General features: G+C 40.9%; 16 protein-coding genes. 4 read left to right on the forward strand and 12 right to left on the reverse strand.

Going from position 1 to position 16549, the window contains the following annotated elements:
- Positions 1–76: 76 nt before the first annotated feature.
- Positions 77–571: a hypothetical protein gene (locus ACXIUD_RS08660; RefSeq protein WP_458052224.1), complete on the forward strand. Its 495-nt coding sequence runs from the start codon at positions 77–79 to the stop codon at positions 569–571.
- A 291-nt stretch (positions 572–862) separates the two neighbouring features.
- On the opposite strand, the gene ACXIUD_RS08665 is transcribed toward ACXIUD_RS08660, so the two are convergent.
- Both ACXIUD_RS08665 and ACXIUD_RS08670 read right to left on the reverse strand, forming a co-directional pair.
- Positions 863–1624 (reverse strand): alpha/beta fold hydrolase, encoded by a 762-nt coding sequence (locus ACXIUD_RS08665; protein ID WP_458052225.1) that lies wholly within the window; start codon positions 1622–1624, stop codon positions 863–865.
- Between the two features lie 9 nt (positions 1625–1633).
- Positions 1634–2800 carry an AIR synthase related protein gene (locus ACXIUD_RS08670; RefSeq protein WP_458052226.1) on the reverse strand — a complete coding sequence of 389 codons (1167 nt, stop codon included), beginning with the start codon at positions 2798–2800 and terminating at the stop codon, positions 1634–1636.
- Between the two features lie 161 nt (positions 2801–2961).
- Between ACXIUD_RS08670 and metK the strand changes: the two genes are divergently transcribed.
- On the forward strand, positions 2962–4215 hold the full coding sequence (gene metK / locus ACXIUD_RS08675; RefSeq protein WP_458052227.1) for a methionine adenosyltransferase: 1254 nt from the start codon (positions 2962–2964) through the stop codon (positions 4213–4215).
- A gap of 293 nt (positions 4216–4508) precedes the next feature.
- Here metK and ACXIUD_RS08680 read toward each other — a convergent pair whose 3' ends face one another.
- Entirely contained in the window at positions 4509–5504 is a 996-nt protein-coding gene (locus ACXIUD_RS08680; protein WP_458052228.1) for a D-alanine--D-alanine ligase, read from the reverse strand.
- Positions 5505–5657: 153 nt separating this feature from the next.
- Between ACXIUD_RS08680 and ACXIUD_RS08685 the strand changes: the two genes are divergently transcribed.
- On the forward strand, positions 5658–7826 hold the full coding sequence (locus tag ACXIUD_RS08685) for a S9 family peptidase (RefSeq protein WP_458052277.1): 2169 nt from the start codon (positions 5658–5660) through the stop codon (positions 7824–7826).
- 473 nt (positions 7827–8299) lie between these two features.
- Here ACXIUD_RS08685 and ACXIUD_RS08690 read toward each other — a convergent pair whose 3' ends face one another.
- From ACXIUD_RS08690 to ACXIUD_RS08720, 7 genes are all read right to left on the reverse strand, one after another.
- Positions 8300–9982, reverse strand: a complete 1683-nt coding sequence (locus ACXIUD_RS08690) for a DUF885 family protein (RefSeq protein WP_458052229.1) — start codon at positions 9980–9982, stop codon at positions 8300–8302.
- 163 nt (positions 9983–10145) lie between these two features.
- Complete coding sequence (locus tag ACXIUD_RS08695; RefSeq protein ID WP_458052230.1) at positions 10146–10430, reverse strand: hypothetical protein; 285 nt, start codon at positions 10428–10430, stop codon at positions 10146–10148.
- Positions 10420–10794 carry a GntR family transcriptional regulator gene (locus ACXIUD_RS08700; protein WP_458052231.1) on the reverse strand — a complete coding sequence of 125 codons (375 nt, stop codon included), beginning with the start codon at positions 10792–10794 and terminating at the stop codon, positions 10420–10422. Before ACXIUD_RS08700 ends, ACXIUD_RS08695 begins: the two co-directional genes overlap by 11 nt.
- A 1-nt stretch (position 10795) precedes the next feature.
- Positions 10796–11611, reverse strand: coding sequence for a hypothetical protein (locus tag ACXIUD_RS08705; protein WP_458052232.1), 816 nt, complete (start codon positions 11609–11611; stop codon positions 10796–10798).
- A complete protein-coding gene (locus ACXIUD_RS08710; protein ID WP_458052233.1) occupies positions 11608–12453 on the reverse strand; it encodes an ABC transporter ATP-binding protein in 846 nt (281 codons plus the stop codon). The genes ACXIUD_RS08705 and ACXIUD_RS08710 overlap by 4 nt, the downstream gene beginning before the upstream one ends.
- A gap of 89 nt (positions 12454–12542) precedes the next feature.
- Positions 12543–13451, reverse strand: coding sequence for a mechanosensitive ion channel family protein (locus ACXIUD_RS08715; RefSeq protein WP_458052234.1), 909 nt, complete (start codon positions 13449–13451; stop codon positions 12543–12545).
- A 99-nt stretch (positions 13452–13550) separates the two neighbouring features.
- Complete coding sequence (locus ACXIUD_RS08720; RefSeq protein ID WP_458052235.1) at positions 13551–13784, reverse strand: hypothetical protein; 234 nt, start codon at positions 13782–13784, stop codon at positions 13551–13553.
- A gap of 255 nt (positions 13785–14039) precedes the next feature.
- Between ACXIUD_RS08720 and ACXIUD_RS08725 the strand changes: the two genes are divergently transcribed.
- A complete protein-coding gene (locus tag ACXIUD_RS08725; RefSeq protein WP_458052236.1) occupies positions 14040–14813 on the forward strand; it encodes a CDP-alcohol phosphatidyltransferase family protein in 774 nt (257 codons plus the stop codon).
- Positions 14814–14833: 20 nt separating this feature from the next.
- Here ACXIUD_RS08725 and ACXIUD_RS08730 read toward each other — a convergent pair whose 3' ends face one another.
- Together ACXIUD_RS08730 and ACXIUD_RS08735 are read right to left on the reverse strand one after the other, a co-directional pair.
- A complete protein-coding gene (locus ACXIUD_RS08730; RefSeq protein WP_458052237.1) occupies positions 14834–15685 on the reverse strand; it encodes a redoxin family protein in 852 nt (283 codons plus the stop codon).
- 38 nt (positions 15686–15723) lie between these two features.
- The gene (locus ACXIUD_RS08735) at positions 15724–16332 is read right to left on the reverse strand and encodes a hypothetical protein (RefSeq protein ID WP_458052238.1); all 609 of its coding nucleotides are present in this window, start codon (positions 16330–16332) and stop codon (positions 15724–15726) included.
- Positions 16333–16549 lie beyond the last annotated feature (217 nt).

The following is a 16549-nucleotide window of genomic DNA, read 5'->3' on the forward strand; positions in this document are numbered from 1 at the left end:
CAAACTTTTTTCAGAATTCAAGTTTAAATATAGCCCAAAATTTTCGTAGATTCCGAATAACAAACTGAAGGACTCTATGAAATCACTTTCGCTAATTATTTCCATGCTACTAGCTATCACCTTCTCAAGTCTTGCACAAGTTATGGATGACATCCAATTGATAGACGTTGAAAGAGATTGGTTTTACGGCTCAAATACGTACTCAGTAAAAGGACAAAAATTGAATTTTAAGGAGCTAGAACCTATAATGGCAAAATTTCCTGATAGTAAAGAATTCATGGAAATCGCCAAAAAAAGAAAGAGGGTTGGTATCCCCTTGGTTTTTGCGGGTTTGGCAGGGGTAATCGGCACAGCCGTGTTTCTTTCACCAGAAAATGACAACATAGCCCCAATCTTTGGACCCTCTATTGTTGTATTGTCAGTTGGTGCAGGATTTATGTCAGGCTACTACGTCAATCAGCAACGAGCCGTCAATGCCTATAACCAACAAATATTCCGGTCGGTTAAAGGTACTGCTTCTCTAGAGATTCAACTTTCACCCATAAAAAGCGGAGTGGCTCTGCGATTCTAACAATTGCTCGCAAAAAGTGCTCTCACAGATGTAGGAGATACAACAGATTGAACACAGATTTTTAAGTTGATTTTTCGGAACAATTAGTTGATAAAAAATCCGTGCCAAATCCGCTAAATTCCCTTTATCTGTGAGAACCCCACGAGCCAGCGAGCACTTCAAAGACCTCAGGGCTAACGCCCCTTGCACCATCAAAACTTGATATCCATCTCTAAAGTATCCAAAAAAAAAATCCGCGCCAAATCCGCCAAATCCCCTTTATCTGTGAGAAACCCACGAGCCAGCGAGCACTTAACCGAGGAATGCTTTCACCGTTTCAATCACCGCCTTTGGCTGCTCTGCATGTAGCCAATGACCTGCATCTTTAATAAAAATAATGCTGGAATTAGGAAACATTTCTGCAATCTCCTGCTTGTCTGAATCTAAAATATAATCGGAATTTGCACCACCCATGAATAAAGTTTTTATTGTTATTGGTTGATCGGCAGTAATAGCTTCACCTACAATCTCGATCTGCTCAGTAATCACTGGCAGATTGATTTTCCAAATAAACTTACCTTCATCATCTCTACCCAAGCTTTTCAATAAGAATTGTCGAATACCAGTGATTTTGATGTATCCAGCTAAGGTATCGTCAGCTTCTTTTCTAGATTTGATGGTATCCAAAGGGATTGCATTCAAGCCCTCCAAAATCCGCCCATGATGTACAGGATAATATCGGGGAGCAATGTCTGCAACAATCAGCTGATCTACATACTCAGGATATAAAGAGGCAAACTTCATTACTGTCTTTCCTCCCATGGAGTGGCCCATCAAATGTGCCTTGTTAATACCCTCATCATCCATCAACTCTTTGATATCTTTTGCCATAACCTCATAATTCCACTCACTGCTGTGAGGAGAATCCCCGTGATTACGCTGATCTACCAAATACAAAGTAAAATACTTTTCGAGTTCTCTAGCGATACTAAACCAGTTATCCGCAGATCCAAATAAACCGTGCAAGATGATCAACACATCACCCTGACCGGATTTTTTATAATTCAGTTTCATTGTAGCTTCTTATTCGTATTCAAATGTCCCATACTCACTTTGGATCGTCACTTTTTTCCCTTCATGAGGCAAGACCCTTCCAATGATTTTAGCCTCCACTCCCATGGATTCTGCAATATCAATAATCTCCTCTGCATAACGCTCCTCTAGGTATATCTCTAGACGGTGCCCCATGTTAAAAACCTTATACATTTCTTTCCAATCAGTCCCGCTTTCTTCCTGAATAATTTTAAACAAGGGAGGCGTTTTAAAAAGATTATCCTTCACCACATGTACATCCTTTACAAAATGTAACACCTTGGTTTGGGCACCACCGCTGCAATGAACCAAGCCATGAATATGCGGACGTAAGTATTTCAACACATCTACCATAATGGGTGCATAGGTCCGTGTAGGGGAAAGAACCAATTTACCCATATCCACGGGAAGCCCTGGCGCTGCATCAGTCAAACCATATTTTCCTGAATAAATCAAATGCTCAGGAACTGCAGGATCAAAGCTTTCAGGAAATTTTGCTTTTAATACTTTACTAAAAACATCGTGACGGGCAGAAGTCAAGCCATTACTTCCCATTCCACCATTGTAGGCAGATTCATACGTGGCCTGTCCAAACGACGCTAAACCTACCACTACATCCCCCGGGCGAATGTTGTCATTGGATATGACTTCATCTCTTCTCATGCGGCACGTGACAGTACTGTCCACAATCACTGTACGTACTAAGTCTCCTACATCGGCAGTTTCTCCTCCTGTCAATACTACATTCACCCCATGGTCTCGTAGCAACTGTAACACTTCCTCCGTACCGTTGATGATAGCCGATACCACTTCGCCCGGAATGAGGTTTTTATTTCTTCCTATAGTAGAGGAAACCAAAATATTATTCACAGCACCTACACACAGTAAATCATCCGTATTCATGATGATTGCGTCTTGGGCAATGCCTTTCCACACACTCAGATCACCCGTTTCTTTCCAATACATATAGGCTAGAGAAGACTTGGTGCCTGCTCCATCTGCATGCATGATATTGCAAAAATCAGGATCATTGCCTAGAGTATCTTCTACTATTTTACAAAATGCATGGGGGAAAAGGCCCTTATCGAGTTTAGAAATTGCTTGATGCACGTCTTCCTTGGAGGCTGAAACACCTCGCTGCATATACCTTTCGTTCATGAGGGGATAGAAAGTTAGTTTGATGAAACAAAGTTAAGGATATTGAGGGGCAATAAAAGGCTGAGAATTGAAAGATTACAATTGAGACGATTTAATTTTCTAATTCCACAGGAAGCCGTATTTTTACGGACTTATTTCACAAGCATTCAACAAGTAACTATATGCCTTATTTATTTACGTCCGAATCAGTATCTGAAGGACATCCAGATAAAGTAGCGGACCAAATCTCAGATGCATTGATCGATAATTTTTTAGCATTTGATCCTCGATCCAAAGTAGCCTGCGAAACCCTCGTGACCACCGGTCAGGTTGTATTAGCAGGAGAAGTTAAATCTGAAACTTACCTAGATGTACAACAAATTGCCCGTCAGGTTATCAACCGCATAGGATATACCAAGGGAGAGTACATGTTTGATGGGAATTCCTGCGGGGTATTATCTGCAATCCATGAACAATCTCCTGATATCAATCAAGGTGTGGATAGAAAAAACCCTGAAGAGCAGGGGGCTGGCGATCAAGGGATGATGTTTGGCTATGCAACGAAGGAAACAGAAAATTTCATGCCCTTAGCATTGGATCTCTCTCACAGAATTTTGAGGGAGCTTGCGGCTATGCGTAGAGAAAGCAAAGAAATCACCTACTTAAGACCGGATTCCAAGTCGCAGGTAACCATTGAATATTCGGATGATAATCAACCGCAACGAATCGACGCGATTGTGATTTCAACACAACATGACGAGTTTGCGGATGAACCTACCATGTTGGCCAAAATCAAGGAAGATATGGTCAACCTCTTGATCCCTCGTGTCAAAGCTCAATTGAAGCCAGAGATTCAAGCATTGTTTACAGATGAAATCACCTATCATATCAACCCAACCGGTAAGTTTGTAATCGGTGGGCCGCATGGAGATACTGGCCTGACCGGAAGAAAAATCATCGTAGACACCTATGGCGGAAAAGGCGCCCATGGTGGTGGTGCATTTTCAGGTAAAGATCCTTCCAAAGTAGACCGATCAGCCGCTTATGCTACCAGACACATTGCCAAAAATATGGTTGCTGCAGGTATAGCCGATGAAATGCTCGTACAAGTTTCTTATGCAATCGGTGTGGCTCAGCCTATGGGTATTTATGTCAATACATACGGTACAGCTAAGGTAAACATGACCGATGGTGAAATAGCTCAAAAAGTGATGGAGCTCTTTGACATGAGACCTTATAGCATTGAAAAGCGTCTAAAACTTCGGTATCCAATCTATGAAGAAACAGCCGCCTATGGACATATGGGCCGCGAACCGGAAGTAGTCACCAAAACGTTCCGAACTCCTGATGGAAAAGAGCTTTCTCTGGATGTAGAACTCTTCACTTGGGAAAAGTTAGACTACGTAGAAAAAATCAAAAAGTCTTTTGGACTGTAAAAAAAAACGACTGAGAAATCAGTCGTTTTTTTTTAATGAATATTCGCTTTAATGCCCTTATAGAATATTTAGTAGAATAGTCTCTGCAAAGTTCGGCAAGCTCACTAACCGAGCCCGACTAACGGAATTTTTTATTTTTATAGGGGGGGTGGAAGAATTGCGGCTTCTCCGCAATTCTTCCACCCCCCCTTCCATTAATTTAACTATCTGGTCACCGAGCCTGCCGAGGTGAAATTTTATATTCGGCTATTGGTGTCATTACGTATAATCATATTTGTTTAATGAAATACTTACTATTCCGAATCGGACCACATTTCCTCCAACAGGAGATTATAAAAGTCTTTTACTTCCATGCCTATTGCTCTCACCTGTTGTGAAATTAAACTGGTTTCCGTCTGTCCTGGGACTGTGTTGATTTCTACGAAATAAAACTTTCCTGTTTCGTATTCCAAAAAGTAGTCCACACGGACCGCACCTTTGCAGTTAAGTTTCTGATAGACTTGCTCGATAATCCGATTGACACGAGTCACTTCTTCATCAGACATTCGTCCGGGAGTGATTTCTTCCGTAATTCCTGGCTGATATTTCGCTTCAAAATCAAAAAACTCTTTGCTGCTTACAATTTCTGTTGCGGGAAGTACAGTAATCTCCCCTTTGGACCGAAAAGCACCAATGGAAAACTCCCTGCCCGAGATAAATTCTTCAACCAGCACCTGCGAATCTTCGGCAAATGCTTTTTCCAGTGCCTCCCCAAGTTCTTTTGGCACTTTTACTTTACTCATTCCGATACTACTGCCACCATTGTTAGGTTTAATAAATAGTGGTAGTCTCAGTTCTTTTAAAATCAGCGCTTCATTCTCAGGAGTATTTTCAAAAAGCTGTACCGATCGCGCAACAAAAAGTTCAGGGATGTCCTGTACAATCGCCTTGGTGTAGCCTTTGTTCATCGTAATGGCAGAAGTGAGCGCATCACAGGTAGTGTAGGGCAACCCTATCATATCAAAGTACCCCGCCAACTTTCCATCTTCTCCTGGAGAACCATGAAGGATATTGAAGACCCCATCAAAGGTAATTTTTTCGGTAGCGATAGTAAGAGAAAAATCATTGAGGTCCACTGGAATTTTTTCTCCAGATGCTGTCTGATGATACCAGTCTCCTGGATAAATCAAGATTTTATAAACCTCATAGGTAGATCGGTCAAGGATGGAATCCACCACTGCCGCACTCTTGAGTGAGATTACGGATTCACCGGTATATCCACCGGTAACTAAGGCAATTTTTTTCTTCATAGGGTTATTGAATTTGACTACGAATTAGCACAAAATCAGCAAAATTCCATCCTTTTAGTTCAAAAAATCTCCGTTCAACAGCTTCGCCTTTGTGAACCATGCATTTTGACTAACTTAGCTCACTGAAATAAACCCTTGACATATATGTTTCGAATGAAATGGATGGCATTGATTGCATGCCTGATGCTTTCTTGGCAAGTACAGGCCCAAGAAAAGAAAAAAGTAAGCTTAGAAGATGTTTTTAAATCTTCCGTCTTTTCCCAAAAATCTGTTTTTGGAATCAACTGGATGAAGGATGGACAATTTTATTCTTCCTTACAGCGTGGTCCAGCTGGCCCAAAAGTAGTTAAGATCAATGTTGCTACCGGAGAAGAAGCAGGCGAATTAATTGATGGTGCTGCTTTAGGTATCAACTTTAGTAGCTATAGCTTCAATTCGGATGAGTCCAAAGCTTTGGTAGCCTCTGATATTGAACGAATCTATAGACGTTCCAGCAAAGGGGTTTTTCATGTGATAGATCTGAAAACAGGTACTGCCCAGCAATTAATGAATGGGGAGAAAATCATGTATGCCACGCTTTCCCCTGATAATGACAAAGTAGCTTTTGTCAAAGACAATAACCTCTATTATGTCAACCTATCAACCAATGCCGTTACGCAGATTACGAATGACGGTAAGTGGAATCATGTACTAAACGGAGCGGCTGATTGGGTATATGAAGAGGAATTTTCCATGGCCAAGGCTTTTGATTGGTCTCCTGATGGAAAGAAGATCGCCTTTATCCGCTTTGATGAAACAGATGTTCCAGAGTTCAATATGCAGCTTTGGGGAAAATTATATCCGGAAGACTACCGCTTTAAATATCCAAAAGCAGGTGAGAAAAACTCAGAGGTCAGCATTCATGTGTATGACTTGGCAGGAAAAAATACAGTGAAAGTAGATGCAGGTGAAGAAACAGATATTTACCTACCACGGATCTACTGGACCAATGATGCCAATACGTTGGCTTATCTACGCTTAAACAGGTTACAGAATCAGTTGGATTTGTTTTATGCCAATGTACAGACCGGCGCAAGTCAATTAGTTCTGCGGGAAGAAGCCAAAACCTACGTAGATCTCAACTCTAATGATGACTTACGCTTTTTGGAAGGAAACAAAGGCTTTATCCGCACTTCTGAGCAAGATGGTTTTAAGCATATCTACCATCATGACAACCAAGGGAAATTGATTCGTCAGATAACCTCAGGGAATTGGGAAGTGACAAATTTGGTCGGAATCGACGAAAAAGGAAAGAAAATCTACTATGTATCTACCGAGCAGTCTCCAATGGAGAGAAACCTTTACGTGATAGGTATGGACGGTAAAGGCAAAAAGCTGCTCACTCCAGAAAAGGGTAATCACTCCATCAATATGTCGAAAGATTTCAAGTTTTTCATTTCCAACTACACCAATGCCAATAGCCCTTTGATAGTTCGCCTTTTTGATGCCTCTGGCAAATTGGTAAAAACCTTGGAAGACAATGCTGAATTGAAGGAGCGTCTCCAAGGATTCGCCATGAGTGAACGAGAATTTTTCTCTTTCCCTACAGTAGATGGCACTTCCCTGAACGGCTACATGATCAAACCTGCTGATTTTGATCCCAACAAACAGTATCCGGTTTTGATGTATGTTTACGGAGGTCCAGGCTCTCAAAATGTCATGAACTCTTGGGGAGGAACCCGTGATTTCTGGCATCATCATCTGGCAGCTGAAGGCTATATTGTCGTATGCGTGGACAACAGAGGAACAGGTGGACGAGGCAGAGACTTCAAGCACATCACCTATGCCAACTTGGGCAAACTGGAAACAGATGATCAAATAGCAGGAGCCAAGCACCTTGGTTCTCTCCCATACATTGATGCAGCTCGCATTGGTATTTGGGGTTGGTCCTATGGTGGGTACATGTCTTCATTGGCATTGATGATCGGTAACGATGTATTCAAAGCAGCCATCGCTGTTGCTCCTGTCACTACCTGGAGATACTATGATACCATTTACACCGAGCGTTATTTGCAAACTCCTCAACTTAATGCTGCCGGATACGATGATAATAGCCCCATCACTCATGTTAATAAATTAAAAGGAAATTACTTACTCATCCATGGAACAGGTGATGATAACGTGCATTATCAAAACGCGGTAGACTTGGTAGATGCTTTGATTAAAGCAGACAAGCAATTCGAAACCATGTATTATCCGAATAGAAACCACGGCATCTCAGGCGGCAATACGTCTTGGCATTTATATAGCTTAATGACAGACTTTATTAAGAGGAAGTTGTAGGAGGGATATTTTGGAGAGACTAGATGCGAGAAGCGAGATGCGAGAGTTGAGAAACAAGAAAGCCACTCGTGAACTGGGGAATCGTGGTGCTAGGTTCGATTACTTTAGATAGGATTCCCATTCATGAAAACAGTCAGTTCTTACGAACGGATTACCGCAATAGTCTCATTGATACGACCAACAATAGTAGCCGAGGGTTTCAACCCTCGGCCCTCAAGTTTAGTTTATGACCCCTAAGTCCCATCGGGACGGCCGACATAATTGCTTTAAGCTCATGTCTATCGTGTCTACGACACTTCACTTTGGGTATGATTATTCATCAACGGGTTGAAACCCGTTGTTAAAATTTCGGACGCTCCGATGGAGTATCTATAGGGTTTATAATTTTGGTTTGAAAAAATAAAAAGTCAACGCTTGAAGCAATGCGTTGACTTTTCATCTAATGAATTGTGAGAAAACAATTTGAGAAAGCCTCAATCCAAAAACCTCCACCTACTCTTAAAATCCCTAGGAATATCCCCATTCATCCGAGCTCGGAGTAATTCAATCGGGGTATAATTTTGAGTAATGAAGAAGTCATGGAATTCTTTTTCGCTCATCTTGCCTCCTTCGACCATTTCTTGACGTAAGCTGTAAACCTGTAAGCCACCAATCATGTAAGCCAATTGGTACAAGGGACCATAATTTCCTTCGAAAGAACGACGCACTTCTGCTTCTGCATTGGCACGCTCATGTCCTACGGCATCTACTAGGTAATCGATGCATTGCTGAGGCGTCCATTTGCCCAAGTGGTAATTAAGGGAAAAGACAATACGGGCAGCTCGGTGCATTCTCCAAAATAGCATACCGACTTTATCTTCTGCATTGCGTGGAAAATCCTTGTTCCATAGATTAAATTCCCAATACAAGGTCCATCCCTCTACCCAGAATGGCGTATTAAACATGCGGCGATGTGGAAAATAGCGCTGATTCATAAATTGCTGCAAATGATGTCCAGGAATCAATTCGTGATGTACCACCGCACGGGAAAAATGGGGATTATTTCCCCGCATGCTCATCATTTTATCTGCGTGAGACATCTCTGAAGTAGGATAAGAAATGATGATCGTTTCTCCTCCTAAGAAAAACGGACTTACCTTCTGTCGCTCTGCCGACATCATGGTTGTTCTCCAGGTTTCCTTGGCCATCGCTGGTACAGTCAGTAGATCGTATTTCTCCATAAAATCAATCGCCTCATCGGCCATCTCCACTACCATCCCCGGCCACACACCTGCTGGTACATATTGGTTTTTCACATGTTCCAAGGCTTTTCTCCAGTCCTTGCCAAAACCCAATTCTTCCGAAGCTTTGATCATCTCTGCCTCACACCAGGCATATTGCTTTTCCCCCTCTCGGATCAACTCTTCAGCAGTGTATGGGATCATGTTGTGTTGCAGTTCTTTGTCGACATTAACTTTCCCGATGGGCTTGCCGATGATACCCGAACCATCATCTTTCACCACGGTATTTTCAAAATGATTTTTTAAAAAATTACCATAACTGCGGAGGGTCTGATTCATGCTTTCCATGGGCTTTTTCATCCACCAGGTGAATTCAGGATCGTAATCGAAGTAAAAATTATAGGCTTCCTCCACAGTTCTTCGTAAACTCTCCACTGCAGCAGCTGCCAATTCTGCTTGCTGCCAAGAGGTATATGGCTTGGCTTTTTTAGCTTGCTCCATAGCTTTTTTTACCTCGTTTTCTACCGAAGCAAAAGTAGCTGCTAATTCCTGAGACGCAGGTTTGACAGCTGCCCTGCGTTGCTGATAGAATGCTTCCAAAGGTTTTGAAAAAGCGACTACCGAAGCAATGGACTTAAATTCCTCATAGGATGCTTGATGAAAATACTGTTGCTTTTCCAAATGATTTTTTAGCAACTGATAATCCAATTTTCCATCCAAGGAATAGCTCTCATACGGCAAGCCTTCCAATACTTTCAACCAATCGGAGTAGAGTTTGTCGAATCGTTGAAAATATTCATCGGAATGTTGATTGGTGTACTTTCGATTGAGTGCACTGACATCGGCTTGATAGCTGCTAATCAGGTGATAAAGTTCAGTCGCTGAAACGGCCTGCCAACAAATGACCATCACCAAGGAGAGGAATATTCTTTTCATAGAAATGGGAATTAGAGGAAAGAAAGTTAACACAAATCCCAAAAAAACCTACTGCATATCTGATAGAAGGAAAAAAGTAGGTGATCATATTCTATGAGCTGACTTTGGGCGTATAACTTTTCCAAAGTTTAAAACTTTGGAAAAGTTAACTCCACTGAATACTTCAGTTTGATGAAGTGTCCGACTCTTTAGCTCGTAGAAATGAGGGCATCGAAACGTCTCCATCGGGAGATACAAACATGCTGTCAACCGTATCTGGAATACTTACATCGCCGTCAACTTCATCTCCCAGAGTTTCTTTATATTCAAATTTAAATTCAAAACTACGATCCTCCATATCTGCGGGTGGATTTTTCTTGATTTGATAAGCATTATAAACAAAGCTCGCTCCAAGAAAAAAGAAGAAAGCCGCAAAATATATAATGATGATTCGTGTACTAGTTTTCATGGTCGTTTTGTTGAATAGTTAATATCAATTCCTGAAGGTCCTCGCTCGTAAGCTTCAACAGCTTAACCTTTTGAATCAGCAAAGGGAGTTCGTCCGCAAAAAACTCCTTTTTCTGTCTATGCAAAATAACATTGGGAGCAGCATCCGATACATAGAAACCAATGCCCCGCTTATTTTCCAACACCCCCTGCTCTTCCAATACCTGATAGGTTCGCATTGCGGTATTTCGGTTCACCTCCAGTTCCACTGCCAATTCCCGTACGGATGGCAACTTATCCCCAGGCTGCAAGCGTCCATCGAGGATTTGTTCATACACCCAATCTCCAATTTGAAGAAAGATATTTTTATGTTCGCTAAATTCCATCTTAGACCTCCTTTTCTTTGAGTTTGAAATAGGACAAGATTAACATAGTCGGAATCGTCAACCAAAAGAAGACCAACATAATCAAACTTGAGGAAGACATGGGAGAACCCTCAGACAATTCAGGATAGCTAAGTAAAAAAGAAACGGGAGTCTTTAAGAAACCAGAAAATAAATTTATGAAATTGATTAGTATGAAGCCAAATGCCAACAAGGTTATGAAACTATAGATTTTAGGACGTTTTGAGTAAAGCACTCCACTGGTAAAAAAATACAATGGAAAGAACAACCAGAATGTGATAATTGAAATTGGTCCCCACCATGGTCCATCAATAGGATTGATAAAGGCTTTACCAAGCTGAATTATTGGCATATATTCCTCTGCTCTGACAACTCTTCCCCAGATTGATTTTTGATAAAGTACTGTTGCCCAAACCGAAAACTCAACAGCTAAATCATAAACAAAAGGATAGAAAAGGACTACAGGCAAAATACCCACCAATAATTTGAGCAAATATTTTTCAAAGTTGGAAGCTGGAATCATTAAAAATTGTAAAGAGGTTTCCTTTTTGTAAAACTCCTTAAAACTGTTTCCAGAGATCACCAAAGTAGCTAGTACCAACCCAACGAAAAAAAAGATTTTAAGATTGTTAGTTGGAATATTTTCTGATTGAAATCGAAATACATTCCAAGTCACCAAATGCACCAAACTTACCAAAGCAAAAATCAAAGGCAATAGCCCCCAATAAAACCACTTGCGCTGCACATAGTCAAACTTGGCTAAGCACACAAATCTATTCCAGTTAAAATACTTGCTCATAATGCTTGAAGATTAGAAGTGGATGAAACAGTTAATTTATCCGAGATACTGGCGTTGAACAGTAATTCGAGGTTGACGGAGGTAGGCATTTTACCGGCCTGCTTGGGACTGATATAAAAATTGGTACCCAATTGGGCCTCGTGATAGAAAGTGTTTGCTGGCAAAACAGAGGCAAAGCCAAATTCAAATTGCTCTTCCAACTCCTCCACCGAAGCATTCAAGCGCATGGTACCTTGGTCGATGATCCACACATGATCGATCAATTTTTCCAAATCCCTTACCTGATGCGTACTGATGACCATGACCTGATCTTCGGAAAGGGCTCCAGCTACCAATTTGCGGAAAGTTGCCTTCGCAGGGATATCCAAACCATTGGTCGGTTCATCCATCAAAATCACCTGACAGTTGGACGCCAAAGCGAAAGCAATCAAGGATTTTTTCCGCTGACCGAACGAAAGACTACCAAATTTTCGATGGATTTCCACCTCAAATTCATTCGTGTATTGCTCAAAGGCATTCCAGTCAAAGGAAGTATAAAACTGAGAAAGGGTATGAAAGTATTCTTTTACCTTCAGTCCTGCTGGAAAATCGAATTCCTCGGGTAAGAAAAAGAGTGCGGCTAATACTTCCGGATTTCTGTTGAACACTTCTTCTCCTGCAAACTGAAGTGTACCGGTCGTTGGCTTCAATAAGCCCGCCATTAAGCGGAGCAAGGAGGACTTCCCTGTTCCATTTTTACCCAACAAGCCCACCACCTGCCCGGGTAGTGGCTCCAGAGAAATATCCCGCAGCAAGGGCCTTCTCTTCTGATATCTGAATGAGAGATTTTGGATTGTGTACATAAAAATTGTTTTACTGTCTTAGTATATTATGACACTAATATTGATGAAAAAATCGAAAGCTCAAAATTTCTATAGAATTTTTTTTTAAATCAGGCCTGTGGTTTTATTGGGCCCGATTGGTTGAGAATCACAGAAGTAGTTGGATACACAATTTGGATGGAGGATTCTGCCTTAAAATTATCCAGGATTCCTTCTGTAATCATGTGTTCAAAAAATCTTCTTTTCCGTGGATTACAGAGGTAGCGCAAAGAAAGCTGAATCCCGCGCTCATGGATTTTGGCATATACAGTAGGTGTGTATAAGCTAAACGAAATAAAATGTTCTTTTTGGGCACGCTTCAAAGCCGCTTCAATGTTCTTAAAATCTGGTTGAAACATGGAGGTGAGCATTTGTTTTAAAATTGCCTGGGCCTTCTTATAATCCGAATCCAAGCTGATATTTACATGTTGTTCATTCCAGATATAGTCAAACCCTTGGCTGTAGTTTGCCTGCGGGTCCATGAATATTTTACCATTCGGAATATGGATAATCCTCCCCGTACTTTGCTCGGCATCTACCCAATTACCCACTTCCAAAATGCTGAAATGCATCAAACGCAAATCCACCACATCGCCTTTAAACTCCCCGATTTGAATTCGGTCGCCTACATCAAAGGGTTTTTTGATATAAATCAGCATCCATCCGGCGATATTCACAAAGATATCTTTCAAAGCAATGGCTATACCGGCTGACAATAACCCTAGAAAAGTGGTAATGGACTGAAAATTGGAAATCCAAATATTCCCGATCAATAGCAGGGCAATAAATACAAGCGTATATTGTACCGTCTTTCGCTGATGATACATACGCTTCATCTCCGCATCCTTCTTGATACCGATGAGTTTGTATGCGCCTTTTTTGATCAGCCATAGTACGAGCAGTATCGCGAGAGTCTTGTAGACATTCCATCGGATATCCTGTTCTATGAGTGTATCTAAGTATTCAATCCAGTTTTCCATAGCGCAAAAGTAAAGCTAATCGGACTTTTGAAGAATCACAAAGAAAATGAATGCTCTTTAGCATAAAAGCTACAAATGATAACATCAAAAGTAAGCAGCTCAAGAGCCCAATAAGAAGTCCGTATAGTTATCACGAGTTACAACTTGATAAACAGTTCCCGGATAACTCTCCAAAAACGCAGAAGGCAGAGAAGCCCTTCGGTTAGGATTCCATTTAGCTTCAAACGCGTAAATCACACCACCCTTTTCCTCCAGCCAGTCCAGTTCCATTCCTGTGGTCGTACGCCAGAAATAGAAATTAGCGTTGATACGATTGTAATGGAGGAACTTCATCCCTAACCGAAAATAAACATGTAATTTTTCGATTGTAATCGAAGAATTACATGTAAAATTTCGAATTGAAACCACACTAAACCATAAACCACCCTAATTAACTTAGTCAGTTTTCAACAAAATGACTCAAATAGCTGCGATAGCATAGAAAAATACGCTGAATTACACAATTTTTAGTACTTTTGCAGTTCTATATTGAACAGTACAATTTCCTGAAATTTAGCAAGGGTTTTGGGAACGCTCACACATCAGTAAATGCCCAAATTATCTTCTGAGGACAAATTCTTGGATGTCTCCGATTATGGAAGACCCTTTGCAAGAAGTTTTGTCAACCGCATCCAACACACAGACATCACTCCTGTACAGGTCACATATCTTTTTGGTATCAGCGGATTGATTGCTGTGTACAGTATTTTGAATGGTCATTACATCACTGCCGGAATATTCCTGATCATCAAATCCATCCTTGATGCTGCAGACGGAGAACTTGCCCGTACCATCGAGCGGCCTTCGTATACTGGCAGGTATTTGGATTCTATTTTTGATATTTTCCTCAATTTTCTTGTATTGGCAGCTATTTGGTATGTGACGGATGCAAGTTTATTACTTGCCTTGGCAGCCTTTGCAAGCGTGCAACTTCAGGGCACCCTTTACAATTATTACTACGTCATACTCCGGCACAATACAGCCGGAGGAGAAAAAACGAGTAAAATCTTAGAGACTGAGCGACCTAAGGCTTTTCCCGTGGAAAGTCAGCAAACCGTAGATTTCCTCTACGATACCTACAACATGCTGTATGTCGCTTTCGATAAAATGATTTTTTACCTAGACCAAGATGCTGCAGATGCGCCCGTATTCCCCAAATGGTTTATGACACTGATTTCAATCTATGGATTAGGCTTTCAGTTACTGATCATTTCCATCATGCTGTCGTTGGGCATGATCGAACTGATTCTCCCATTCTTTGTGGCTTACAATGTATTGTTGCTCGTATTTATTGGAATCAGACGCTTACTAATCAAGCACTAATTCGTATAGTGCTTAATTACTTACTCCGGTTGAAAATAAATTGGGCTAAAAGCTGGACGAAACTTACCATCCGACTTAAAGGATACATAATGCGGAATACCGTCAAACTGAAAGTCTGCCATGGTTTTGGATGAGCTTTTGGCAATCAACTGTATCCCTTTACGCTCTTCGGTTTCAAAATACGCTTGCCACTTTTCCTGATCTTTGTCTATGGAAATATCCACAAAAACAATGTCTCTGGCTGCCTCACTATTTTTCAAACTATCAAGAGCCGGTTTATGGAATTTACACGGTCCGCACCAAGTGGCCCAAAAAGTAACATAGACTTCTTTTCCCTCAAATGTACGCAAATCCACCTCGTTCCCTTCCCTGTCAAGATACACGCCTTCTGGAATGGCCTTACTCTTAAAACCTTCCCAAAGGGTAACAGTGAAAACAGGATTGCCATCTTTGTAAACACCATCTTGGTAGATAAATACAAGTGGATCCCGTACGAAAAAAAACAAAAACACTACCATGCTCATCCAAATGGTCATTTTTCGATGGAGAGTTTTCAACTCTTTTCTTGAAAGCACCAGACCAACCAAAGCAAATGCAATCACCAACAGTACTTGTGGGAAATAAATCAGTTCAACGAAATGAAAGATAGGAAATGCCCCAAACAAGAGCAGCAGGAAAATCGGCTTTGTCGAGCGATTGATCCGTCCAGCCAAGTAATACCCCAGTACTGCCAGCATCAATGGATACCATGTAAGCAATGAAATATTCCAAATCTTGACCCAAGACGTAAATACGATCATGGAGAAAAAGGTAACGAGTACGATCACTACTAAGCCCAAAATGAGTCTACCTATTGTTTTTAAAACGTTCATAATCTATTCTGATTTAAACAGCCTTACATATAAAGGTCTTACTTCAAAGAGAAAGCTAGTCGATAAGTAATTAACAAATAATACGGCCAATAATCATCAAATGAGTGCATGGCAGCGGAAACACTGTTTTTACGATCGTCCCTGCTTTTCCAAGGCCACTCTACCATTACTTGGGTAACAGTGCCCCAACGATTGAACTGATCCTCATAAAAACCTGCACTGACTTGACGCTCCAACTCCCAAGAATAATGGTATCCGCTATGGATGTTTTCCCTTCCCCGCTGATAGGATGGGCCATAAGCTATATGCACCCGCAAGCCTTTTTGAGTCTTCCAAATATTCACGCCTGCCTTAAAATCTGCAAACACTCCCGACAGAAACTCATCTTTCTCTTCTTGAAAAGTGTAACCCAAATCTGAATTAATGATTGACTTGTAGTAAGTAAAGGAAGTACCCAAGGTGACTGTCCTGAAGAATTCAAGTTCAAATTCGTTTGTAAAATTCACTCCATACATTCCCCAGCGCCCCTCCACCAAAGCTCCGGACCCTATCCGATAATCTATTCCTAACCAAGAGTTGTTGCCTTGAGCTTTCAGCTGAACCTGTATAGTCAGGAAAAATAATAAGAGGTAGTAAAACTTCTTCATGCTTTAAAAATTAATATCAACTAAAGATATGATGAATTTTTAAAACTAACAATTATATATAACTTTTTAGAGAAACTCATTGCTTCACATCAACAGCTCCTTAGCATGGGTTACCAAAAGATTTTTCAACTTCCATTGAATTTTAAAATTATTTTTGTTTAAATTATAAACACATAAATGTTAATTTATTTGACATTTTGAACTATAGGTCTACCGT

Source organism: Mongoliitalea sp., from assembly GCF_054166905.1.